General features: G+C 75.2%; 12 protein-coding genes. 7 read left to right on the top strand and 5 right to left on the bottom strand.

Going from position 1 to position 23,062, the window contains the following annotated elements:
- Positions 1–31: 31 nt before the first annotated feature.
- The 3 genes from ACIQOW_RS24515 to ACIQOW_RS24505 all read right to left on the bottom strand — a co-directional run bounded on the left by ACIQOW_RS24515 (position 32) and on the right by ACIQOW_RS24505 (position 2,113).
- On the bottom strand, positions 32–283 hold the full coding sequence (locus tag ACIQOW_RS24515) for an acyl carrier protein (RefSeq protein ID WP_401088312.1): 252 nt from the start codon (positions 281–283) through the stop codon (positions 32–34).
- A gap of 3 nt (positions 284–286) precedes the next feature.
- Positions 287–1,123 carry an ACP S-malonyltransferase gene (locus tag ACIQOW_RS24510; RefSeq protein ID WP_401088526.1) on the bottom strand — a complete coding sequence of 279 codons (837 nt, stop codon included), beginning with the start codon at positions 1,121–1,123 and terminating at the stop codon, positions 287–289.
- Positions 1,124–1,198: 75 nt separating this feature from the next.
- Positions 1,199–2,113 carry a LysR family transcriptional regulator gene (locus ACIQOW_RS24505; RefSeq protein ID WP_401088311.1) on the bottom strand — a complete coding sequence of 305 codons (915 nt, stop codon included), beginning with the start codon at positions 2,111–2,113 and terminating at the stop codon, positions 1,199–1,201.
- A gap of 909 nt (positions 2,114–3,022) precedes the next feature.
- On the opposite strand from ACIQOW_RS24505, the gene ACIQOW_RS24500 reads away from it, so the two are divergent.
- The 3 genes from ACIQOW_RS24500 to ACIQOW_RS24490 are packed head-to-tail and all read left to right on the top strand — an operon-like array spanning position 3,023 to position 14,833.
- On the top strand, positions 3,023–6,043 hold the full coding sequence (locus ACIQOW_RS24500; protein WP_401088309.1) for an amino acid adenylation domain-containing protein: 3,021 nt from the start codon (positions 3,023–3,025) through the stop codon (positions 6,041–6,043).
- 55 nt (positions 6,044–6,098) lie between these two features.
- Positions 6,099–11,714 carry an amino acid adenylation domain-containing protein gene (locus ACIQOW_RS24495; RefSeq protein ID WP_401088307.1) on the top strand — a complete coding sequence of 1,872 codons (5,616 nt, stop codon included), beginning with the start codon at positions 6,099–6,101 and terminating at the stop codon, positions 11,712–11,714.
- Positions 11,711–14,833, top strand: coding sequence for an amino acid adenylation domain-containing protein (locus ACIQOW_RS24490; protein WP_401088305.1), 3,123 nt, complete (start codon positions 11,711–11,713; stop codon positions 14,831–14,833). Before ACIQOW_RS24495 ends, ACIQOW_RS24490 begins: the two co-directional genes overlap by 4 nt.
- Before the next feature lie 84 nt (positions 14,834–14,917).
- Here ACIQOW_RS24490 and ACIQOW_RS24485 read toward each other — a convergent pair whose 3' ends face one another.
- Both ACIQOW_RS24485 and ACIQOW_RS24480 read right to left on the bottom strand, forming a co-directional pair.
- Positions 14,918–17,932, bottom strand: coding sequence for an AMP-binding protein (locus ACIQOW_RS24485; RefSeq protein ID WP_401088524.1), 3,015 nt, complete (start codon positions 17,930–17,932; stop codon positions 14,918–14,920).
- 455 nt (positions 17,933–18,387) lie between these two features.
- A complete protein-coding gene (locus ACIQOW_RS24480; protein ID WP_401088303.1) occupies positions 18,388–19,380 on the bottom strand; it encodes a LacI family DNA-binding transcriptional regulator in 993 nt (330 codons plus the stop codon).
- Between the two features lie 125 nt (positions 19,381–19,505).
- Between ACIQOW_RS24480 and ACIQOW_RS24475 the strand changes: the two genes are divergently transcribed.
- The 4 genes from ACIQOW_RS24475 (at position 19,506) to ACIQOW_RS24460 (ending at position 22,970) form a co-directional block, all read left to right on the top strand.
- Positions 19,506–20,444 (top strand): ribokinase, encoded by a 939-nt coding sequence (locus ACIQOW_RS24475; RefSeq protein WP_401088302.1) that lies wholly within the window; start codon positions 19,506–19,508, stop codon positions 20,442–20,444.
- Between the two features lie 133 nt (positions 20,445–20,577).
- On the top strand, positions 20,578–21,924 hold the full coding sequence (locus ACIQOW_RS24470) for an NtaA/DmoA family FMN-dependent monooxygenase (RefSeq protein ID WP_401088300.1): 1,347 nt from the start codon (positions 20,578–20,580) through the stop codon (positions 21,922–21,924).
- A gap of 40 nt (positions 21,925–21,964) precedes the next feature.
- A complete protein-coding gene (locus ACIQOW_RS24465) occupies positions 21,965–22,552 on the top strand; it encodes a flavin reductase family protein (protein WP_401088298.1) in 588 nt (195 codons plus the stop codon).
- Complete coding sequence (locus ACIQOW_RS24460; protein ID WP_401088296.1) at positions 22,545–22,970, top strand: riboflavin kinase; 426 nt, start codon at positions 22,545–22,547, stop codon at positions 22,968–22,970. Before ACIQOW_RS24465 ends, ACIQOW_RS24460 begins: the two co-directional genes overlap by 8 nt.
- The last annotated feature ends 92 nt before the right edge of the window (positions 22,971–23,062 follow it).

Genomic DNA, 23,062 nt, shown 5'->3' with positions numbered 1-23,062 from the left:
GAACCCGGCTATTCCGCACATGAGGGTCCTCCTATTTCCCGGCGAGCTTCTTCTGGATGAATTCGTCGATGGCGGTGAGCGAGACGAGGACGTCCATCAGGATCTCCTCGCCGTCGAGGGTGAGGGAGAACTCGGTTTCCAGGAACCGCATCATTCTCACGTAACCGAAGGAGTCGATGACACCCGCCTTGAAGAGGTCGGTGCCGGGGGTGATCTCGTCGTCGAACTCGAAGAGGAAGCGCTCTTCCAGGTACGTCCGGATCGTGTCCGTCGTCGTTTCCATCGTTCAGGCTCCAGTCTTGATGGTATGGACCATTCGGGTGAGGGACCGGCCCCCGATCTCGGTGAACTCCAGCCCCTCGTCACGGTCGAGCAGACTTCGGACACAGTCGGTCCAGCGCACCGGCGCGACGAGCTGTTCGGCGAGCAGGGCGGCGGTCTCCCGCGGCCGGTGGATCCCGGCGGTGACATTGGAGACGACCGGCGTCGTGGGTTCGGCGAATTCGAACCGGCGGAGGAATTCCGCGAAACGCACCCGGGCCGGCTCCATGTAGCGGGAGTGGAACGGCGCGCTCACCTTGAGCCGCGCCACCCGGACGCCGTTCTCCTCCAGGCAGCCGACGGCGGCGTCCAGCACCGGGGGAGTGGCCGCGATGACGAGCTGGGCGGGGGTGTTCAGGCCGGCGATGTCGACGCCCTCGACCCCGTGCTCGGCGAGGATCGCCAGCAGCTTCTCCTCGGGGGTGTCCAGCACGGCGGCCATGCCCCCCTCGGAGGCCGCGGCCATCAGCTCGCCGCGCCTGGCGACCAGCCTGAGCCCGGTCTCGAAGTCGAAGACCCCGGCGGCCAGCAGGGCGTTGTACTCGCCGAGGCTGTGCCCCAGGTAGACGTCCGCGGGGCGGTCCTCCCTGCGGGTGTGCTCGAAGGCGTGCAGGGCGTTGACGACGAAGATCGCCGGCTGGGTGTACTCGGTCCTGGAGAGCAGGCCGTCAGGGTCCGTCGTGCACAGGGCGGCCAGGTCGTACCCGAGCAGGTCGGAGGCGAACCCGACCAGCCCCGGGTAGCGTCCGAGGACCTCGGCGCCCATTCCCTTGAACTGGCTGCCCTGACCGGCGAAGAGCATGGCGAACACGGCATTCCTCCGACGTCGTCGAGGGGGAGCGGGGGTTGGTGGAGCACGGCGTCGCGCGCGGCGGCCTCACAGCCGGCCGGAAGGGACCACCGATCTGAGGACGTTCAGGACCGCCCGGCCGCGCCGGCCGAGGGCGAGGCCCGGCGCGGCGGCCACGCCGAGCGAGGCGGTCGGCGCCTCCCCGGCGAGTTCCACCGCGCGGAGCCGGCCGCCGTCCAGGGTGGCGGGCCGGTGGGTGTGCTGGTAGGTCAGGGTGAATCCGCACCCGGCGGCCACCAGGCCGCGCGCGGTCTCCGGGCCGGCCGCGGTGATCACCGGCGGCATCGGAACGCCGGCATCGGCGAAGAACTTCTCGAAGTGGAGCAGCAGTGCCGGGTCGTCGAGGGCCACGAACGGCCGGTCGGCGAGCTCGGCCAGGCGGACCGGGCCGGCGCGGCCGCCCGGGTCGTCCTCCGCGAGCAGCGCCCGCATGGGCAGCTCGGCGAGCGGGAAGAACCGGGCGTCGCCGCTCAGCACGTCGTAGGTGACGGCCAGTTCGCAGCGGCCCTCGCGGAGCAGCGCGAGCAGCCGGTCGGCCGGTTCCTCACAGGTGTTCAGCCGCAGCGCCGCGTGCCGCTGGGCCGTGACCCGGTGGGTCGGCGGCAGCAGGAACGGGGCGAGAGGGGTGAGGAACCCGACGCAGATGCCGCCCTCGATGCCGCCGGCCAGCGCGTCCCCCTGTTCCTGGAGGCTCCTGGCCTGTCCCAGCAGCGCCCGGGCGCCGAGCAGGAGGTGCCGCCCGTTCGGGGTGAGGGACACCCCTCGGGCGTGGTGGCGCAGCAGCAGCTGGACGCCGAGCTGGCGTTCCAGCCGCATGATGGCCGAGGAGACGGTCGATTGCGACGCGCGGAGTTTCTCCGCCGCTTCCGAGATGTTTCCCAGTTCGGCCGATTCGACGAAATAGCGCAACTGCGTGAGGCTGAAGTCCAGGCGGTCGGTCATTTCTTCACGTCCGGAGTGGTGATTCTGCTGATCGGATCGTGGCAGGTGGTGTTCGCGACCCGGCGAGTTCAGCCGGGGTGCGGGTCTCGGTAGGACGGTCTCGGGCGGCCGGCCGGAATGCTCGGGCCGGGACAGGAGGTCCCGGGCCGGTGGGGCCAGGGGTACGGATGGGGCGGCGGCATGACGGGGCTCTTCTCTGCTTCGGGAGCGGGAGAAAGCGGTCGAGCGGGCATCGTGAGAACGCCAAATGACGTGAGCGTGTCAAGCATGTAAAAAGACCAGGCCAGGAAGGGTTTCCAGGCCGGGAATGTGAGAGAAGGAAGCACACGGAACGAAGTGCTTCGCTCACCTTAGGCGACAGGCTGACCGCGAAACAAGGTCGCCTTGGGGCCGGGATGTGAGGAGCCGATGCACGTAAGCGGTATTCCGGATTCCGCCCGCCGGTGCGCCTTGGCCGGTGTTTGGCGCGGTGTTTGGCGCCCCTTGCGGGCGCCCCGGGTGAAGCGGCCGCGCCCCGCCGCCGCCGGGGCGGTGACGGGCGGTCAGAACGATCTTCGCCGAGGGCTTTCCCGCAGGTTGGACGCGTTCATGACGCATCGACAGAAGGGATGAGACGACCCTTGACCGCCGCCCGCCTTCTCTGCCAACCTCTCGGCAGGTCTAGGCCAGGAGATCTTTCCGCGGGGGGGAAGATCGGCTCCGAACCGGCAGCGCGCAGGGGGGATCTGTGAGCCCGGGCGGGCCAGGGCCGGAGCGGCCCGCCGGCCGGCCAGGGCCGGGCCGGACCTCACCGGCGGCCGCGCCGCCAGTGCATCCGGGGCGCCGGCCGTGTCGGCCCCCGGTCGCGGCGACGCACCATACACCGACTGCCGAATCGAGCCGCACATGCCGCATCCCTCCTCCCCTCACGTGTCTACGTTCCAGCGGGGCATCTGGTTCACCGAACGTCTCGGCCGTACGCACGGTGTGTTCCACATGCCGGTCCTGGTCTCCTTCGACCGGGTCGACGCCGAGGCCCTCGGCCGGGCCGTCACCGCGCTGACCGCCCGTCAGCCGGCCCTGTCGCTGGTGTTCGTGGAGCGGGACGGCGACCTCGTGGCGGAGCCGGGCCCGGGCCCGGTCCTCGACGTGGTCGACGCCACCACGGACTGCGCGGACGGCCTGCGCAAGCGCCTGGCCGAGGACGCGGCCAGGCCGTTCGACCTGCGGACCGGCCCCCCGGCGCGGTTCACCCTCTACCGGGGCCGCGGCGAGGCGGCCGAACTGCTGGTCGTCGCGCACCACGCGGTGTTCGACGGCGAGTCCAAGGACGTCCTGCTGACGGAGCTGGCCGCGGCCTACGCGCGCGCCCTGGACGGGGCGGCCCCGGCGGCCGGCCCGCTGCCGCCCGCACCCCCGAGCCCGGCCGACCCGGACCTCGTGCGCCGCGCGGCGCACTGGTACGGCCCACGCTGGGCCGCGGCGACGGAGCCCGTCCTGCCGGGACTGCCGCGCGCCGTCACGGCCCCGGAGTCCGGAGCCTCGGTCGGGTGGCGGGTGGACGCGGCCGGCCGGGCGGCCCTGGCCGGCGCCGCGCGGGAGTGCGGCGTCACCGTCTTCGAGTTCCTGCTCGCCACGCTGCACGGACTGCTGCTGCGCTACGGCGGCGAGGCCGTGCCGGTCGCCGTGCCGCTGTCCGTCCGCACGGCCGGACAGGCCGGCGAGATCGGGCTGTTCGTCAACGAGCTGCCGGTGCACGCGCCGGCCGGGGCGACCACCGCGACGCCGTTCGCCGACTACGCGAGGGCCGTGCGCGCCGAGGCCCGCGGCGGCTACCCCTTCCGCTCGGTGCCCTTCGGCGAGGCGGTCGGCGGGCTCACCCCGCGCGCCGGGCTGACCCCGGTGTCGTTCGGCTACCGGCGCGGCCTGGCCGCGGAGCCGGTGTTCTCCGGAAGCACCGTCCGGGTGGAGCGCGCGGTGTTCAACGGGGCGGCCCGCAACACGCTCCACCTCCAGGTGGTCGACACCGCCGACGGGCTCGCCTGCTCGCTCCAGTACGCCCCGGCGGTGCTTCCGCCGGAGACCGCCGAGCGGATCGCCGCGCACTACCGGGCCCTGCTGGCCGCCGCCACGGCCGAGCCCGGGGCGCCGCTGGGCACCCTGGCCCTCCTGGACGAGGCCGAGCGGCGCAGGGTGACCGAGGAGTGGAACGACACCGCGCGCCCCTTCCCGCACGACCGCACGGCGCTGGACCTCGTCCGGGAGCGGGCCGCCGCCGCACCGGACGCCCCCGCCGTCAGCGCGGGCGCCGAGCGGCTGAGCTACCGGGAGCTGGTGGAGCGGACCGACGAGCTGGCCGCCGTCCTGCGCGGGGCCGGGGTGCGCCCCGGAGACCTCGTCGCCCTGCACCTGGAGCGCACCGCCGAGCTGCCGGCGGTGCTGCTCGCCGTGCACGCCGCAGGGGCCGGCTACCTGCCGCTCGACCCGGGCCACCCCGCCGAGCGACTCGCCTTCCTGCTCGCCGACTCGGGCGCCGGACTGCTGGTCGCCGACCGGGAGCCCGCCCCCGAGGTGCTCGCGGCGGCGCCGGCCGTGCTCCGCCTCGACGGCGACCGCCCCGGCCCCCGGCCGTCGGCGGCCCAGGACCGGCCCGGGCCGCTGGCCTACGTGCTGTACACCTCCGGGTCGACCGGGCGGCCCAAGGGCGTGGAGATCGGGCACCCGGCGCTGGTCAACCTGCTGACCTCCTTCGCGGATCGGATCGGCTCGGGCCGGCGGCACGTCTGGCTCGGCCTGACCTCGCTCTCCTTCGACATCTCCGTCCTGGAGCTGCTGCTGCCGCTCGTCACCGGCGGCCGGCTGGTGCTCGCCCCGGAGGGCGCCGCGCTGGACGCGCCGGGCACCGCCGAGCTGATCCGGCGGGAGGGCGTCACCCACCTCCAGGCGACCCCGTCGGGCTGGCGGGTGCTGCTCAGCGCCGGGCCACTGCCGGCCGGGCTGACCGGGATCGTGGGCGGCGAGGCGCTGCCGCTGCCGCTGGCCCGCGAACTGCGCGGCGCCCTCGACCGGCTGATCAACGGCTACGGCCCGACCGAGGCGACCATCTACGCCACCTGCGCCGAGGTCCCCGCCGGAGCCGACGCCGTGGTGATCGGCCGGCCCGTCCCCAACACCAGGGCGTACGTCCTGGACCCGGACGGCCGTCCGGTGCCCGCCGGGATCCCCGGCGAGCTCCACCTGGGCGGCCAGGGCGTCGCCCAGGGCTACCGGGGGCGGCCCGAACTCACGGCGGAACGTTTCGTCGAGGACCCCTTCGCCGGCGGCCGGATGTACCGCACCGGCGACCTCGTCGCGTGGACCCAGGACGGCGAGCTGGAGTACCACGGCCGGATCGACGACCAGGTGAAGATCCGCGGCCACCGGATCGAGCTCGGCGAGATCGAGGCCGCGCTGCTCGACCACCCGGCCGTCGCCGCCGCGGCCGTCGCGGTGCACCAGCCGGACGAGGGGGAGCCGGGACTGGTCGGCTACCGGGTGCCCGCGCCCGGCAGCGCCGAGCCCACCGACGCGGAGCTGCGGGACCACCTGCTGCGCACCCTGCCCGCGATCATGGTGCCCCGGCAGTTCGTGGCCCTCGACCGCCTGCCGCTCACGTCCAGCGGCAAGCTCGACCGGCGCGCGCTGCCCGCCCCGCCGCGCCCGGAGGCGGCGGAGCCGGCCGAGGCCGGTGACGAGGTCACCGCGACCGTGCTGGCGATCTGGCGGGAGGTCCTCGGCACCGACGACATCGGCGCCGAGGACGACCTCTTCGACCTCGGCGGCCACTCGCTGACGATCATCCAGATCACCGCCCGGATCCGGGACGCGCTCGGCGTCGACCTCGCCTTCGACCTGTTCTTCGACGCCTCCACCCCGGCCGCCCTGGCCGCCGTCGTGCGGGAGCGGCGCTGACCGCCGCCCAGCGCCGCTCCGTGCCCGCCCCCTCGCATGCCCGAATGGACTGCCGATGACCGACACCCAGGACCTGCCCGCCGACTGGTCCGACACCAAACGATCCCTGCTCGCCCAGCGCCTGCGGCGGGCCGCCGCCCCGGTGCGGGCGGTCGAGCCCCGCCCGGAGGGCACCGCGCCGCCGCTGTCCAGCGGGCAGGAACGGCTCTGGTTCATGGACCAGTTCGCACCCGGCGGGACGGCGTACACCCTCGCGCCCGCCCGGCGGCTGCGCGGACCGCTGGACCGCCCGGCCCTGGACGCCGCGCTGACCGCCCTGGTGGAGCGTCACGAGGCGCTGCGGATGACCTTCCCGGTCACCGAGGACGGCAGGGCCGAGGTCCTGGTCGTCGGACCCGGCCCGTTCGCCGCCACGTTCGTCGACGCCTCCGGCGACCCCGACCCCGGCCGAAGAGCCGCCGAGGAGATCGGGGCGCTGACCGCGATCCCCTTCGACCTCGCCGCCGGGCCCCTGCTGCGGGCCCTGCTGGTCCGGCTCTCCGACCAGGACCACGTCCTCGCCCTGGTCATGCACCACATCGTCGGCGACGGCTGGTCCATCGACATCCTCAACCGGGAACTGGACCTGCTCTACGACCGGTACGCCCACCAGGCCGACCACGAACTCCCGCCGCTGCCCGTCCAGTTCGGCGACTACGCGCGCTGGCAGCGGGACCGGCTGGACAGCGGCGCGCTGGCCGCCTCCCGGGACTACTGGCGCACCGAACTCGCCGACGTCCCCGCCCTGGAACTGCCCGCCGACCGCCCCCGCCCGCCGCTGCTCACCTTCGACGGCGCCGCCGTCGAACTGCACTGGAGCCCGGAACTCGCCGGCGCCGTCGCCGAGTGCGCCCGTGCCCACGGGGCCTCCGCCTACATGGTGCTGATGGCCGGACTCCAGACCCTGCTCGCCCGGCACACCGGCCGGCGGGACTTCGCGATCGGCTCGGCCGTGGCCGGCCGCCTCCACCGCGAACTGGAGCCCGTGGTCGGCGCGTTCGTCAACATGCTGCCGATCCGGGCCCGGCTGGCGGACGGCACCACCTTCGGCGGGCTGGTCGGCCGGGTGCGGGAGACCACCCTCGACGCCTACACCCACCAGGAGGTGCCGTTCGAGCAGATGGTCGCCGACCTGGACATCGAGCGGGACGTCAGCCGCTCGGCGGTGTTCCAGGTGACCTTCGCCTACCAGAACTACGGCGACCGCGCGGCCGCCGCCACACCCGCCGCCCCCGCCGAGGGATTCGGGCACGCGGCCACCACCAGCCACGCCGACCTCGCCTTCTACCTGCGGGAGAAGAAGGACGGCGGGCTGTTCGGCCTGATCACCTACCGCACCGACCTCTTCGACGCCGGCACCGTACGAGGGCTCGCCGAGCGCTTCGAGGTCCTGATGACGGCCGCGACGGCCGACCCCGGCCGGCCCCTCGACGAACTGCCGGTGCTGACCGCCGCCGAGCGCCGCGACGCCGTCGACGGCTGGGCCGCCGGCCCGGCCCTGCCCGAGGACGGACCGCGGACGCTGACCGCCCTCCTCTCGGCCGCGGCCCGGCGGGCGGGCGACAGCCCGGCGCTGGTCTTCGAGGACGAGACCGTCACCCACCGCGAACTCGACACCAGGGCCACCGCCCTGGCCCGACGGCTGCGCGCGCTCGGCGTCGGCCCGGACGACCGGGTGGCGGTCTGCCTGGAGCAGTCGCCGGACCTCGCCGTCGCACTGGTCGCCGTCCTGAAGGCCGGCGGCTGCTACCTGCCGCTGGACCCGGAACAGCCGCCCGCCCGGCTCTCCCACCTGGTGGCCGACGCGGACGTCCGGGTGCTGGTGACGGACTCGGAGCTGCGGACCCGCTTCCCCGGCCACACGGGCGCGGACCTGCTCGTGGACCGCGTCGACCTCGCCCCGGACGACGAACCGCTCCCGGAGGCCTCCGGCCCGGACGACCTCGCGTACGTCATCTACACCTCGGGCTCCACCGGGCAGCCCAAGGGCGTCGCGGTACAGCACCGCGAGATCGTCAACTACCTGACCGGCGTGCGGGAACGGCTGCGGATCGAACCCGGCGCCCGCTACGGGCTGCTCCAGTCGCTGTCCTTCGACTTCAGCATCACCATGCTCTACACGGCGCTCGCCACCGGCGGCCGGGTGCACCTGCTGCCGCGCCGCATCGCCGGCGCCGAACTCGCCGAGCAGATCGAGACCGCGCGGCTCGACTACCTCAAGATGACGCCCTCCCACCTGGCCGCGCTGTCCGCCGACGCCCCGGTCGAGCGCCTGCTGCCGCGCCGGGCGCTGGTGCTCGGCGGCGAGGCCTCGTCCTGGGCCTGGGCCGCCGACCTGGCCGCCCGCGGCCGGTGCGCGGTGTTCAACCACTACGGCCCGACCGAGGCGACGGTCGGCGTCACCGTCCACGAGGTCCTCCCCGGGGAGCACGGCCCGGGCAACACCCCGATCGGCACCCCGCTCGCCGGCGCGCGCTGCTACGTGCTGGACGGCGACCTGCGGCCGGTGCCGCCCGGCGTGACGGGGGAGCTGTACCTCGGCGGCGAGCGGCTGGCCCGCGGCTACCTGGGCCGCCCCGACCTGACGGCGGAACGCTTCGTCGACGACCCGTTCGCCGACGGCCGGATGTACCGCACCGGCGACCTGGCCCGGTGGCGGCCCGAAGGCGCGCTGGAGTACCTGGGGCGCGCCGACGACCAGATCAAGGTCCGCGGCTACCGGGTCGAGCCCGGCGAGATCGAGGCCGCGCTCACCGCGCTGCCCGGCGTCGCCCAGGCCTTCGTGACCGTCCGCGGCGAGGGCATCCGGCAGAACCTCGTCGCCTACCTCGGCCGCGCGGGCGACACGGCCGTCCAGGCCCCGGCCGAACTGCGGACCGAACTCGGCGCCGTCCTGCCCGACTACATGGTCCCCGCCCGGTTCGTCGTCCTCGACCGCCTCCCGCTGCTCGCCCACGGCAAAGTCGACCGCAAGGCCCTGCCCGAGCCCGAGGACGCCGCCCCGGCCGGCGGCCACGTCGAACCGGAGGACGGCACCGAGGCCCTGATCGCCACGATCTGGGCCGAGGTGCTCGACGTCGCCGGGGTCGGCGCCCTGGACGACTTCTTCGAGATCGGCGGGCACTCGCTGCTCGCCACCCAGGTCGTCGCCCGGCTGCGCCGCGCCTTCCCCGACCTGCCGACCCCGGTCGGCGTGATGGACCTCTTCCGCTTCCCGACCGTCCGGCAGCTCGCCGGGCTCGTCGCCGACCCGGACGCCGACCGGGGCCCGGCCGGGCTGCTGCACCGCCTCACCCCCGAACGCCGCCGCACCACCGGCAGCGTGGTCTGCGCGCCCTACGGCGGCGGCAGCGCGCTGATCTACAAGCCGCTCGCCGACGCCCTGCCCGACGACTGGGCCCTGCACTCCATCGCCGTCCCCGGACACGAACTCGGCGAGGAGCCGATGGGCGTCGAGGAGGTCGCCGACCGGTGCGCCCGCGAGATCATCGAGAACGTCGAGGGCCGGATCGTGCTGTACGGGCACTGCGGCGTCGGCGTCCGCCTCGCCGTGGAGATCGCCCGCCGGGTCGAGGCCGCCGGCCGGGAGATCGACGCCGTCCACCTCGGCGGCATCTTCCCCTTCGCCCGCCCCAGGGGGCGCGGCGCGGCGATCGGGGAGCGCTGGGCCGAACTCCTCGACCGGATGCGCAGCGACCAGGACATGATCAACGGCCTGGCGGCCGCCGGGATGGACACCGACGAACTGGAACCGGAGCAGCTGCGGCTGATCGTCCACAACCGCCGCACCGGCACCAAGGACGTCGAGCGCTACTTCACCCGGATGTTCGGCACGGAGGACGGACGGATCAAGGCCCCCGTCATCGCGGTCTGCGGCGAACGCGACCCGGCCACCGAGTTCTACCAGGAGCGCTTCCGCGAGTGGCACCGGCTCACCGGCACCACCGCCGTGGTGGTGCTCGACGAGGCCGGCCACTTCTACCTCAAGTACCGGGCCGCCGAACTCGCCGCCATCGTCACCGGTGTCCACCGGTCGATCGCCGCGGGGGAGGAGGACCGCCACCGCAGGACGGACGGCGCCACCTGGTGGCTGGCCGGGGTGTCCAGGGCCGGGTCCGCCGGGGACGGCCTCGTCGCCGGCGCCGGGGGACCGGGCCCGGCCGGGCCGGACGGGCCCGTCCGGCCGACCATGCGCCGATTCCTCACCGTCGCCTCCGGGCAGCAGGTGTCGATGATCGGATCGGCGCTCACCGAGTTCGCCCTGCCGGTCTGGATCTACCTGCGCACCGGCTCCCTGGCCCAGTTCGGCCTGCTGGCCGCCTGCGGCCTGGTGCCCGGCATCCTCGCCGCCCCGCTCGCCGGCGCGGTCGTCGACCGCGGCGACCGGCGCCGGACCATGATCCGCGGCGACATCGCCGCCGGCGCCACCCAGGCCCTGCTGCTCCTGCTGTACCTCACCGACAGCCTCCAGGTCTGGCACGCCTACGCGCTCATCGCCGTGCTCTCCACCGCCCTCACCTTCCAACGGCTCGCCTGGAACGCCGCCGTGCCGCAGCTCGTCCCCAAGCGCTACCTCGGCCGGGCCAACGGCGTCGTCCAGATGGCCTTCGGCCTCGCCCAGTTCCTCGTCCCGCTGTTCGCCGTCGGCCTGCTCGCCGCGATCGGACTCGGCGGCATCCTCGTCCTCGACGTGACCAGCTACGTGTTCGCCCTCGGCGTCACCCTGGCCGTACGGTTCCCCGACGTCATGGGCTCCACCCGCAGGGAGAGCATCTCCGCCGAGATCCGCGAGGGCTTCCGCAGGGCCCTCGGCAGCCGGCACTTCCGGGCGATGCTGCTGTACTTCGCCGTCCTGAACGTCTTCCTCTCCCCGCTGTTCCTGCTCACCACCCCGCTCGTGCTCTCCTTCGCAGCGCTCTCCGCGGCCGGCTGGGTGTCGACCGCGGCCGGCCTCGGCGCCGTCCTCGGCGGGATCACCCTGCTCGTCTGGGGCGGACCGCGGCACGGCAGGCTGCGCGGGGTGCTGCTCGCCACCCTCGCCGTCGCCGCCGCCTGCCTGCTCACCGGGCTGCGCCCGTCGGTCTGGACGGTCGCCCTCGGCGCGTTCGGCATGACCTTCGCACTCGCCCTGCTCAACGGCTCCTACGCGACCATCGTGCAGACCAAGGTGCCGCTGCGCTTCCACGGCCGGGTGATCGCGGTGAACACCATGGTCGCCTGGTCGACCCTGCCGGTCGGCTTCGCCCTGATCGCCCCGTTCGGCCCCGGGCTGCTCCAGCCGCTGATGGACCACGACGGCGCCCTCGCCACCACCGTGGGCCGGCTCACCGGCACCGGCGACGGCCGCGGCATCGGACTGCTCTACCTGCTGTTCGGCCTCGCCATGGCCGTCCTCGCGCTGGTCTGCCTGACCGTCCCGGTGCTGCGCCACTTCGACCGGGACGTCCCGGACGCCGAACCCGACGACCTGATCGGCCTCCAGACCATCCAGGGCCGGACCGCCGGCCCGGCGGGCACCGCAGAACCCGCAGAACCCGCAGGACTGGCAGGACCGGCAGCCGCCGCAGCCACCGCGGACGCCGCGGCACCCACCCACCCGCACCGCTCCGAGACCGAGGTGACCGTCCGGTGAGCACCACCCACCCGCTGACCGCAGAACAGCGCCGGCTCTGGTTCCTCCAGCAGCTCCACCCGGACGACGCCGGCTTCAACATGTACCTCAACCGGCGCTGGACCGGGCCGATCGACCCGCGGGCCCTGCGCACCGCCCTGAACCGGCTGACCGAGCGGCACGAGATCCTCCGCACCCGCTTCGTGTACGCCGGCCCCGACGACGCGGAGCCCGTCCAGCTGGTCCAGCCCCCGGCCGGGATCGACCTGGTCACCCTGCGACTGCCCGAGGGCGCCACCGAGTCCGACTTCACGGACGCCTGCCGCCCGTACGTCAACGCGCCGTTCGACCTCGCCGCCGCGCCGCCGCTGCGCGCCACCCTGATCAGCGCGGGCGAGCGCGAGCACGCCGTCAGCGTCGTCGTCCACCACGTCGTCGCCGACGGCTGGTCCTTCCGCACGATGTGGCGCGAACTGCTCGCCCTCTACCGCGAGGCGATCGGCGAAGCCCCCGCGAACCTTCCCGAACTCGCCCTCCAGTACGGCGACTTCGCCCGCGCCGAGCAGGCCGCGACGGGCGGCGCGGCGGGCGAGGAGGCGTTCCGGTTCTGGGCCGACCGGCTGGCCGGCACCGGAGCGCTGCGACTGCCCTTCGACCGGCCGCGACCGCGCAACCCCGCCAGGCCCGCCGGGTTCGTCACCGTCTCCCTCGACCCCGCCCTGACCACCGCCCTCGACCGGTTCGCCCGCCAGGAGCGGTGCACCCCGTTCATGGTGCTGCTCACCGGCTACCAGAGCGTGCTCGCGCGCTGGACCGGCTGCCGGGACTTCGTCGTCGGCACCCCGCTGGCGGGCCGCACCGAGGCCGCGCACGAGGCCCTGGTCGGCTACTTCAACCGCACCGCGGTGATCAGGTCCGACCTGACCGGCGACCCCGACTTCCGCACCGCGCTGAAGCGGACCAGGTCCGCCGCGCTCGCCGCCCTGAGCCGCCCCGACGCCCCGGCCGAACGGCTCGCCGCCCACCTCGGCCTGCCCCCGGACGCCGGAGCCGGGCCGCTCTACCAGGCCGTCTTCGTCCACCAGAGCCAGTACGAACTCGCGGACGGCGCCGGCGAGCCCGACCTGCCCGCGGGCGTGCGCACCACGAGCATGGACTCCGGCTTCGAGCAGGCCAAGACCGACCTGCTGCTCGACAGCTGGCGCACCGCCGACGGCGGGATCACCCTCTCCTTCTGCTACGACCGCGAGCTGTTCGACCGGGAGACCGTCGAGGCGCTCGGCGACCGGTGCCGCGAGCTGTACGCGCGGATCGTCGAGGACCCGGAACTCCCCCTGCACGGAGACTGGTTCGTCGGAGCGCGGGAGCGGGCCGAGCTGCTCGCCCTGGGCGCCGGACCCGACGCCCCGGCCGGCGTGCGGACGGTGCTGGAACGGTTCGCCGACCAGGTCGCCGAGCGGCCCGGGGCGCCGGCCCTGGAATGCGAAGGACGGACGCTGTCCTACGCCGAACTCGACCGGCGCTCCACCGAACTCGCCCGCCGGCTCGGCCCGGTGACGGGCCGGGTGGTCGCCGTCGCGATGGCGCCCTCCCTCGACCTGGTCGTCGCCCTGACCGCGGTCTGGAAGGCCGGCGCCGCCTACCTCCCGCTCGACCCGGCCCACCCCGAGGAGCGGCGCGCCCTGATGGTCCGCGAGGCCGGCGCCGTGCTCACCCTCACCGGCGCGGACCTGCCCGGGCCCGGGACCGGCGACCTCGCCCCGCCCGACCCGGCCGGCCCCGCCTACGTCCTCTACACCTCGGGCTCCACCGGCACCCCCAAGGCCGTCGCCGTCGACCACCCGGCGGTGTCCGCCCGGGTCGACTGGATGGCCGGCCCGGACGGCTACGCGCTGGGCCCCGCCGACCGGATCGTCCAGTTCGCCTCGCTCGGCTTCGACACCCACGTCGAGGAGATCTGGCCGGCGCTGGCGTCCGGGGCGTGCGTCGTGCTGCTGCCCGGCGGCGGACGGACCCTGCCCGACCTGCTCGACGGCCCGTCCGGCCGGTCCGTCACCGTGCTGGACCTGCCGACGGCCTACTGGGAGGAGCTCGTCGCCCTGGGCGGGCAGACCCGCTGGCCGCAGGCGCTGCGCCTGGTGGTCATCGGGGGCTCCGAGGTGCGCCCCGGCCCGGTCGACCGGTGGCGCCGGCGGCACGGGGACGCCGTCCGGCTGGTCAACACCTACGGGCCCACCGAGGCCACCGTGATCGTCACCGCCGCCGAACTGACGGCCGAGGACACCGCGCACCGGCCCCCGCTGGGCCGCCCGCTGCCCGGGGCCAGGCTGTACGTGCTGGACGAGCGCGGCGGGCTGCTGCCCCGGGGCGCCGAGGGCGAACTGCACATCGGGGGCATCGGCCTGGCGCGGGGCTACCTGGGCCGGCCCGACCTGACCGAGGCGGCCTTCGTGACCGACCCGTTCACCGGCGGCACGATGTACCGCACCGGCGACCGGGCGCGGTGGCGGCCGGACGGCCGGCTGGAGTACCTGGGGCGCGGGGACGGGCAGCTGAAGCTGCGCGGCTACCGGATCGAGCCCGCCGAGATCGAGTCCGCGCTGACCGCGCACCCGGGCGTCGCCCAGGCCGCCGCACTGGTCCGCGACGGCCGCAGGCTGCTGGCGTACGCCGTCCCAGGACCGGGCGCCGAGCCCGGCCGGGACGAACTGCGCGAGCACCTCGCCGTGCGGTTGCCCGCCTACATGGTCCCGGACACCGTGGTCGTGCTGGACCGGCTGCCGCTGACCCCGAACGGCAAGCTCGACCCGGCGGCGCTGCCGGACCCGGGGACGGCGGCGGGTCCCGGCTACGTCGCCCCGCGCACCGACGCCGAGCACCTGGTCACCGAGCTGTGGCAGGAGGTCCTCGGGGTGCCGAGGGTCGGGGTGTTCGACGACTTCCTCGCGTTGGGCGGGGACTCCCTGCTGGTCACCAGGGTCGCCGCGCGGATCCGGTCCGGGCTCGGCCTCGACGTCCCGATCAGGGACGTGTTCGAGAGCAGCACGCCGGCCGCGCTCGCGGGCCGGATCGAAGCGCTGCTGATCGCCGAGATCGACGCGCTCAGCGAGGACGAGGCGTCCGGGCGGCTCGTCGGCTGAACGGCCGGGGCCCGGCTCCGCGGAGGGCGGAGCCGGGCCCCGGTGCGTCCGGACTCCTTCCGGAGGCGGGGGCGGACCGCCCGGTCACACCCCGGCGGCCCCGGCCAGCGCCGCGTCGAGGTCCTCGGCGAGGGCGGTCACCGCCGCGGAGTCGAAGGCGTGCTCGTTGTAGCGCAGCCAGCACCGCAGCCCGCCGTCGGGCTGCTCGGCGACGGCCAGCTCCGGGACGTGCAGGTCGCCGCCGGGCAGCGGGTACGGCACGGTGGCGTTGCGCGGCAGCTCCCAGGCCGCGCAGGCCACCCCCGGCAGCTGGGCCGGCGCGCTCCAGCTCTCGTACCGCAGCCAGGCCGCGAACGGCGCCCGCGGGCTGAACTCCGCGAACGGGTACAGCTGGTGGTCCAGCGCGGCGGTGGCGGCGGTGCGCACCCGGTCGAGCAGCTCGGCGAAGCCGGGCGAGCCCGAGGCGTCCACCCGCACCAGCAGCGACTGCACGAAGCAGCCGACCGCCCGCTCCGCCTCCGGCCTCGTCCGGCCCGGCACCGGCGTCATCAGGACGAGGTCCGGCTGCCCGCTGCGGGCGGCCAGCAGACCGCTCCACACCGCCGCCACCGCGAGGAACGGGGTGGCCCCCAGCTCCGCCGTCCTGGCCCGCAGCGCGGCGGCCCGCTCCGGCGCCACCGTGAAGGCGTGGGCGGCGCTCAGCACCACCTCGGTGTGCCGGCGGCCGGGGAACGGGTCGACGGCGGCGGGCGCGTCCGCGAGCGCCGCGGCGAAGTGCGTCCGGGAGACCGGCCAGTGGGCGTTCGACCACTCCACCAGCTCGCGGTACTCCGGCCCCGGACGGACCGCCGGGGCCCGTCGGCCGTGGCGCAGCGCGGAGTACAGCACGCCCAGGTCGCGCAGCAGCACGCCCAGCGACCAGCCGTCGCTGACGAGGTGGTGCACCGACAGCAGGACGACGTGGTCCTCCGGCCCCCGGCTCACCACGGCCAGCCTGGTCATCGGGTCCGACCCCACGTCCGTCAGCCGGTCGCGCACCGCGACCAGCCGCGCCGACACCTCGTCGTCGCTCGCGCCGGGCGCGTCCACCAGCACCACGTCCGCGCGCGGTTCGTCGTCCAGCACCGCCCGCAGCACGCCCGGTTCGGCCCCGGGCACCGGGACGAACCCGGTCCGCAGCGCGGGGTGCCGCCGCACCGCCTCGTAGAGCGCCTCGCGCAGGACGTCCGTCCGCAGGGCCTCCGCCACCCGGAACATCACCGCCACCGAACCGACGTTGCGGTCCGGGGCCTCGGCCATCCAGCGCAGGAAGTTCTCCTGCTGGGAGGTGAGCGGAAGGTCGTGCGGCTGCGCGCGCAGCGAGCGCAGGAAGGGCGGGACCTCGGCCCCGTCCGGCTCGGCCGGCCCGGCCGGAGCGGCCTCGGCCCCCTCCAGCCAGGCCGCCTGGGCCCGCAGCGAGGGGCGCTCGAAGACCAGCGCCGTGCGGGCCGCGACGCCGAACTCGGCGGAGATCGCGGCGGCCAGCTGGACCGCCCGGAAGGAGTCCCCGCCGAGGGCGAAGAACTCCTCCTCCACCGCACGGACCTGGCGCCCCAGCACGGCCCGCCACAGGCCCGCGAGGGCGAGCTCGCGCTCCGTCTCCGGTGCTCTGCCGGTCACCTCGGCGGGTTCCTCGAACGAGGTCCGCAGCAGGTGCTTGACGACCTTGCCGCTCGGGTTGCGCGGCAGCGAGTCCAGGACCAGGACGCGCACCGGCAGTTCGGGCCTGGCGAGCCGCTCGCTCAGGAAGAGCCGCAGGCCGTCCAGGTCGATCCCGCCCGGCATCGGGACCACCGCGGCGACCGGCACCTGGCCCATCACCGGGTGCGGCACCCCGAGCGCCGCCGCGTCGGCGACCTGCGGGTGCTCGTGCAGCACCGCCTCGATCCGCAGCGTCGAAACCTTCAGCGCACCGGACTTGACGATGTCGCTCTCCCGGTCGACCAGGTGCAGGAAGCCGTCCCCGTCCAGCCGACCGAGGTCGCCCATGCGGACCCAGCCGTCGCGGAACACGGTGCCGGGGCCGGCCCCGGCGTACCCGCGCGGCGGGCCGGGCTGGCGCAGCCAGATCTCGCCGGTCCCGCCGGGCGGGACCGGCTCCCCGGCGTCGTCCAGGATCCGCAGGTCGGCCGGGTCGGTCGGGCGGCCCACCGACCCGGGCCGGCCCGGGTCCACGACCGCGGAGATCTGGGCGGGGGCGGCCTCGGCCGAGGTGTAGGTGTTGACGACCGTCGCCTTCGGCAGGGCGGCGGACAGCCCGGCGGCGACGGCGGGCGGCAGGGCGGCGGCGGTCGAGCTCACCAGCAGGACGCCGCCGAGGTCGCGCCGGGCGGCGACCCCGGAGTTCAGCAGCTCCACCGCCGTCGACGGCACCAGGAACACCGTGCCCGCGCCGTACTCCTCCACCACCCGCCCGAACTCCTCCGCGTCGAAGCGCGGGAGGCAGATCGTCGTGGGCTGCGCGACCAGGGCGTTCACCAGGACGGCCTGGGCGGCGTTGGTCCCGATCGGGAAGGCGTGCACCGCGTGCCGCGAGTGCGCGTACGGGCGGGGCCGGGGGTTGAGGAGGAGGCCTGCGGTCAGGCTCGCGTGGGCGGCCCGGACTCCCTTCGGGGTGCCGGTGGTGCCGGAGGTGCCGACGATCTGGGCCAGGTCACCGGGCCCGGCCGGGTGCGGGGGCTCGGCCCCGGCCGGTATGCCGCGCGCTTCGAGCTCCTCCGGCCGGAAGGTGGGCAGTGCGGTGCGCGGGCCGCTCCCGGCCACCGCCCAGCGCGCCCCGGTGACCTCCACCAGCCGCTCCACGTCGTCCCCGGCCAGGTCCTCGCGGATCACCAGCCCGGCCGCGCCCGCGTAGTGCGCGGCCAGGAACGCGACGGCGTAGGCGTCCCACTCCCGGTTGGCGAACAGCAGTGCCACGGTGTCCCCCGGCCGTACGCCCGCCGAGGCCAGGCCGTGCGCGGTCCGGACGGCACGCTCGCGCCACTCGCCGTAGGTGAGCGCGCCACCGCCCGGTACCAGCAGTGCGGTGCGCTCGGGGTGGACCGCGGCCCGGTGGTCCAGGAGCGCCGGGAGCGTGAGGGGAACGGGGACGGTCTGGGCGCTGATGACGACTCCCGGAAGGGGTGCGGGGGCAGCGGGGGCACGGCGGAGGACAGCCGGCCGCTGATTGGTCCAGACCGTATCGGAATCGTGAAGGGAGGCGCCAGATCCGTTTCACGGATCGTCACGTCCTGGGGCCTGGAGGCACGGAGGCGTGGAGCGCCGCCGGGCGTGCCGTGCGGCAACGGGGCGTCGGGTCGGACGGCCGGAGGCGTGGGGGAGTGACGGTCCGTTCGGCGACTGTTCGTGACGCGCGGTCCAGGCGTCCGGCGCCCGGGGCCCGGCCGGAAGTCCGGTGGGCGCTGCCGGTCGTGCCCGGCTCCGAGGGCGTCCGTCCTCCCGGTGCTGCCGGGGTTCCGCGTCGGCGTGGCCGCCTTCCGTCCGGTCACCGGCGGTGCCGCCGGGGGCGAGGGGTCTCAGGCGTTCGCGTCCGTGGAGGAGCGGACCACCAGCTGCGGCGCGAAGCGCTCGACGCTCTCCCTGCGTTCCCGTGACGGCGCCTGAAGGAGGGTCAGCGCCCGCTCCGCCATCGCGGCGAGGGGGTGGCGGATGGAGGTGATGGGCGGGTCGAGGAGTTCGAGCATCTCGGTGTCGTCGAAGCCGGTGACGGCGATCCGGCCGGGCACGGGGACGGCCGAGCGCTGGAGGGTGCTGACCAGGCCCACCGCGAGGACGTCCGCGCCGCAGACGACGGCGTCGATCAGGCCGTGCTGTTCGGCGATGCGGCGGCCCGCGGTGCGGCCGGCGTCGGTGGTGAAGCTGGGCAGCAGGACGGTGGTGGCGTCGGCGCCGCGGGCCCCGGTGAAGGCGGCGAGGCGTTCCGCACCGGAGGAGGAGGCCTGGTCGGCGGCGACCAGGGCGATCCGGTGCCGGCCGAGGCCTTCGAGGTGGTCCAGGAGCAGCCCCATCGCGGCGGTGTTGTCCAGGGTGACGGCCACGGTGCCGGAGCCGGTGGCCCAGCGGTCGAAGAGCACGACCGGGGCGCGCTGGGCGGCGGCCCGGACGGCGGGGCCCGAGGCGCCGGCGGAGACCGGGACGACGAGCAGGCCGTCGACCCGGCCGCCGAGCAGGGTCTCGATCTGCTCGGCCTCGACGGCGGGGTCGTTGGCGGCGTCGGAGACCACCAACTGCCCGCCCGCGGCGCGGACTTGCTGGGCGATGGCGTCGGCGAGCTGGACGAAGTACGGGTTGGCGAGCGAGGGCACGACCACGCCGACGGTGCCCGTGGTGCCGGTGCGCAGGGCGCGGGCGGAGTGGTTGGTGCGGTAGCCGAGGTCCTGGGCGGCCTCCTCGACGCGGCGGGCGAGCTCCGGGTCGACGTTGCGCGGGGTGCCGGCCAGGACGCGTGAGGCGGTCGCGCGGGAGACGCCGGCGGCCGCGGCCACGTCGAGGAGTCGGGGCGCTGTCACGTGGGCGGGTCCTTAGTGGTCGGATTCGGTCTCGGCTGAGCGGGCGGAATGCGCAGCACGAGGGTACTTGACGGTTTCCGGGGGCTGGGCCACAGTGTGGGAGATCGATCTCCCAAGGAGTGCGGATGCCGCTCATCACTGTCGTCGGTTCGGTCAACCGCGACCTCGTCCTGACCGTCGAGGACCTGCCGCGCCCCGGCGAGACCGTGCTCGCGCGGGGCTTCGTCGAGGGCGTCGGCGGCAAGGGCGCCAACCAGGCCGTCGCGGCGGCCCGGCTCGGGTCGCGGGTACGGCTGGTCGCCCGGGTCGGTACGGACGCCGGCCCCATCCTGCGGGCGCTCGCCGCCGAGGGCGTCGACGTCGAGGCGGTGCGCCCGGCACCGGAGAGCACCACCGGGATCGCCTCGGTGGTGGTCGACCGGGCCGGCGAGAACACCATCGTGGTCAACCCGGGCGCCAACGCCGCCCTGTCGGTCGCCGACCTGCCGGAACGGCTGGTCAGGGCGGCGGGCGAGGTGGTGCTGGTGCAGCACGAGATCCCCGCCGAGGTGGTCGCCGCCGCCGTGCTGCGGGCCGGCGGGCAGGGCGGTACGGTCGTCCTCAACCCGGCCCCGGCCAGGCCGGTCGCCCCCGAGGTGCTGTCCGCCGTCGACGTCCTCGTGCCCAACCTCGGCGAACTCGCCACCCTGCTCGGTGCGGCGCGACCCGCCGGCCCCGACGGGGCGCGCGACCTGCTGGAACGGGCCGAGCTGCCCTGCCGGGCCGTCGTGGTGACGCTCGGCGCGGACGGGGCGCTGGTCAAACAGCCGGGCCGCCCGGCCGTGCACCTGCCGGCCCCCGTCGTGGACGCCGTCGACACCGTCGGCGCCGGCGACACCTTCTGCGGTGCGCTCGCCGACTCCCTCGCCCGGGGCGCCGGCCTGCTCGCGGCCGCCGAACGCGCCGTCCGCGCGGCCTCGCTGGCCGTGACCGGCCTCGGCGCCCAGTCCTCCATGCCGTCCGCGGCGCAGCTCGACACGGACACCGCCGTGCTCGACGCCCCCGCCGTCGCCGTAGCACCCTGACGGGACCGGTCACCCCACCTCCGGTTCCCCCGCTCCACCGCTCCACACCCTGTTCCCCCTGTTCCCCCTGGTTTTCCCCCACCCTCCAGTGCCCCTGGTTCCCCCGCATCACCAGTTCAACGGAGAACAACCCATGCGCAACCTCAAGCTCGGACTGTTCGAGAACGCCCAGACCAACGCGAGCGGCACCGCCACCTGGCGCCACCCCGACAGCCGCCGGCACCTGTTCGACACCCTCGGGTACTGGCGCGAGATCGCGCAGCTCTGCGAGGACGCCAAGCTTGACTTCCTGTTCCTGGCCGACGCCTGGGGCTGGTCGGAGATCGACGGGGTGCGCCCGCCGATCGCCACCGAGGAGACCCTCGACCTGCCGCGCCTCGACCCGTTCGTGATCGCCTCGGCGCTGCTGGCGAGCACCACCGACCTGGGCCTGGTGGTCACCGGCTCGGTGCTGGTGGAGCCCCCGTACGCGTTCGCCCGCCGACTGGCCACCCTGGACCAGCTGTCCGGCGGCCGGCTCGGCTGGAACATCGTCACCACCGGCACCGCCGACACCGCGGTCAAGGCCTTCGGCATGGAGATGGTGGCGCACGACGACCGCTACAAGATGGCCGAGGACTTCCTCGACCTGGTCTACAAGTACTGGGAGGGCGCCTGGGAGGCCGACGCCCTGGAGAAGGACAAGGCCGGCCGGTTCGCCGACCCGGCCAAGGTGCACCAGGTCGAGCACGACGGCCCGTACTTCCGCTCGCAGGGCTACGGCAACACCGCCCGCTCCCCGCAGGGCACCCCGGTGCTGTTCCAGGCCGGCGCCTCCCCGGCCGGGCGGCAGGTCGGCGGCCGGCACGGCGAGTGCATGTTCGTCGGCAGCGGCTCGGTGCGGCAGCTCGCCGGGCACACCGCGGCGATCCGCGAGGAGGCCGTGCGGGCCGGGCGCGGCGCCGACGAGGTCAAGGTGATGTCGGCGTTCTCCTGCGTGGTCGGCGCCACCACCGCGGACGCCGAGCGCCGCTGGCAGCGCGTCCTGGACGCCCAGCGCCCCGAGGTCACCGTCGCCAGCTACGCCATGTTCACCGGCCTCGACCTCTCCTCGTACGCACCGGACACCCCGATGACGGAGCTCTCCACCGAGATGTCGCAGACCCAGGTCGCCCGCTTCGCCGGCAAGACCGTCGGCGACGTCCTCGCCGACTGGCACACCCACGGCGTCGGCGCCCGTCCGGTGGTCGGCACCGCCGAGGAGATCGCCGACGAGATCTGCGCCCTGGCCGAGGGCGCCGACCTGGACGGCTTCCTGCTCTCGCCGACCGTGCAGCCGGCCTCCACCACGGAGTTCGTCGAGTCGGTGCTGCCGATCCTGCGCGCCCGCGGCGTCTTCCGCGGCGAGTACGCGGCCGGCGAGTCGCTGCGCGAGCGGCTGACCGGCGCGTCCGACCGGGCCCTGCCGGCCAGCCACCCGGCCGCGCGGTACCGGCACTGACCCACCCCAGCCGCGACGACACGAGAGGACGGCGACGACCATGGTCACTCCCGCCCACCACCCGAACCCGCCCGCCGCACCCGTCGGGCCGCACCCGGCGGCACCGGGCGACCCGGAGCAGCCGCACGCGGCGGCCTCGGACGCGGACCGGCTGAACGCCGCGGTGCTGCGCCAGGCCTTCGGGGCCTACCCCACCGGCGTGGTCGCGCTCGGCGCGCTGCGCGACGGCGAGCCGGTCGGGCTCGCGGTGAGCTCCTTCGTGTCGATCTCGCTGGAGCCGCCGATGGTCGCGGTCAGCGTGGCCCGCACCTCGACCACCTGGCCGAGGCTGGGGGAGGCGCCGGTGCTGGGACTGAGCGTGCTCAGCCGCGGCCAGGGCGCGCTCTGCCGGCGGTTGGCCTCCCGCGAGGGCGACCGCTTCGACGGCACCGGGTGGCGGACGACCCCGGACGGCGCGGTGCTGATCCACGACGCGGCGCTCTGGCTGACCGCCCGGGTGTACGCGGTGTACGACGGCGGCGACCACGAGATCGTCCTGATGGAGCTGCTCACCGCCGAGCTGTTCCCCGGGGTGGAGCCGCTGGTCTTCCACACCAGCCAGTTCCGTGAGCTCACCCCCCATGGCTGACGTCCCGACGACCCCCCTGGCCGGCACCGTGGTGCACGGCGCCGGCCGGGGGACGGGGCTCGGCTTCCCCACCGCCAACATCGCCCCCGACCCCGGCACGCCCGTCCCGCCGCCCGCGATCTACAGCGGCTGGCTGGCCCGGCGCACGACCGGCACCGTGCACCGCGCGACGATCAGCATCGGCACCAACCCCACCTTCTGCGACACCTCCGAGATCCACACCGAGGTGTACTGCCACGACGCCCCGGGCGACCTGTACGGCGAACACATCGACCTGTGGTTCGTCGCCCGCATCCGGGGCACCGAGAGGTTCGCCTCGGTCGACGAGCTGCTGCTCGCCGCCCGGGAGGACGTCCGCCGCTCCGATGCCCTGCTGGACTCCGAGCGCGGACGGCGCGTCCTCGCCGGCCTCTCCTGATCCACCGGCACCACCCTCCGGAAGCCCCCCTCACCCCCCGGGGCGCCTCCGATCCACCCGCACCACCCTTCTCCCTGCCCGGCGCGCGGGCC

The sequence above is a fragment of the Kitasatospora sp. NPDC091335 genome, assembly GCF_044757205.1.
GTDB lineage: Bacteria > Actinomycetota > Actinomycetes > Streptomycetales > Streptomycetaceae > Kitasatospora.
The sequence above is the reverse complement of the archived record's forward strand: the minus strand, read 5'-3'. Positions and strand labels throughout refer to the sequence as shown.

Excerpts from the sequence above, each read along its gene's own strand:
- ACIQOW_RS24515 (WP_401088312.1), bottom strand. The coding sequence starts at position 283 with ATGGAAACGACGACGGACACGATCCGGACGTACCTGGAAGAGCGCTTC.
- ACIQOW_RS24510 (WP_401088526.1), bottom strand. The coding sequence starts at position 1,123 with ATGCTCTTCGCCGGTCAGGGCAGCCAGTTCAAGGGAATGGGCGCCGAG.
- ACIQOW_RS24505 (WP_401088311.1), bottom strand. The coding sequence starts at position 2,113 with ATGACCGACCGCCTGGACTTCAGCCTCACGCAGTTGCGCTATTTCGTC.
- ACIQOW_RS24495 (WP_401088307.1), top strand. The coding sequence starts at position 6,099 with ATGACCGACACCCAGGACCTGCCCGCCGACTGGTCCGACACCAAACGA.
- ACIQOW_RS24475 (WP_401088302.1), top strand. The coding sequence starts at position 19,506 with ATGCCGCTCATCACTGTCGTCGGTTCGGTCAACCGCGACCTCGTCCTG.
- ACIQOW_RS24470 (WP_401088300.1), top strand. The coding sequence starts at position 20,578 with ATGCGCAACCTCAAGCTCGGACTGTTCGAGAACGCCCAGACCAACGCG.
- ACIQOW_RS24465 (WP_401088298.1), top strand. The coding sequence starts at position 21,965 with ATGGTCACTCCCGCCCACCACCCGAACCCGCCCGCCGCACCCGTCGGG.
- ACIQOW_RS24460 (WP_401088296.1), top strand. The coding sequence starts at position 22,545 with ATGGCTGACGTCCCGACGACCCCCCTGGCCGGCACCGTGGTGCACGGC.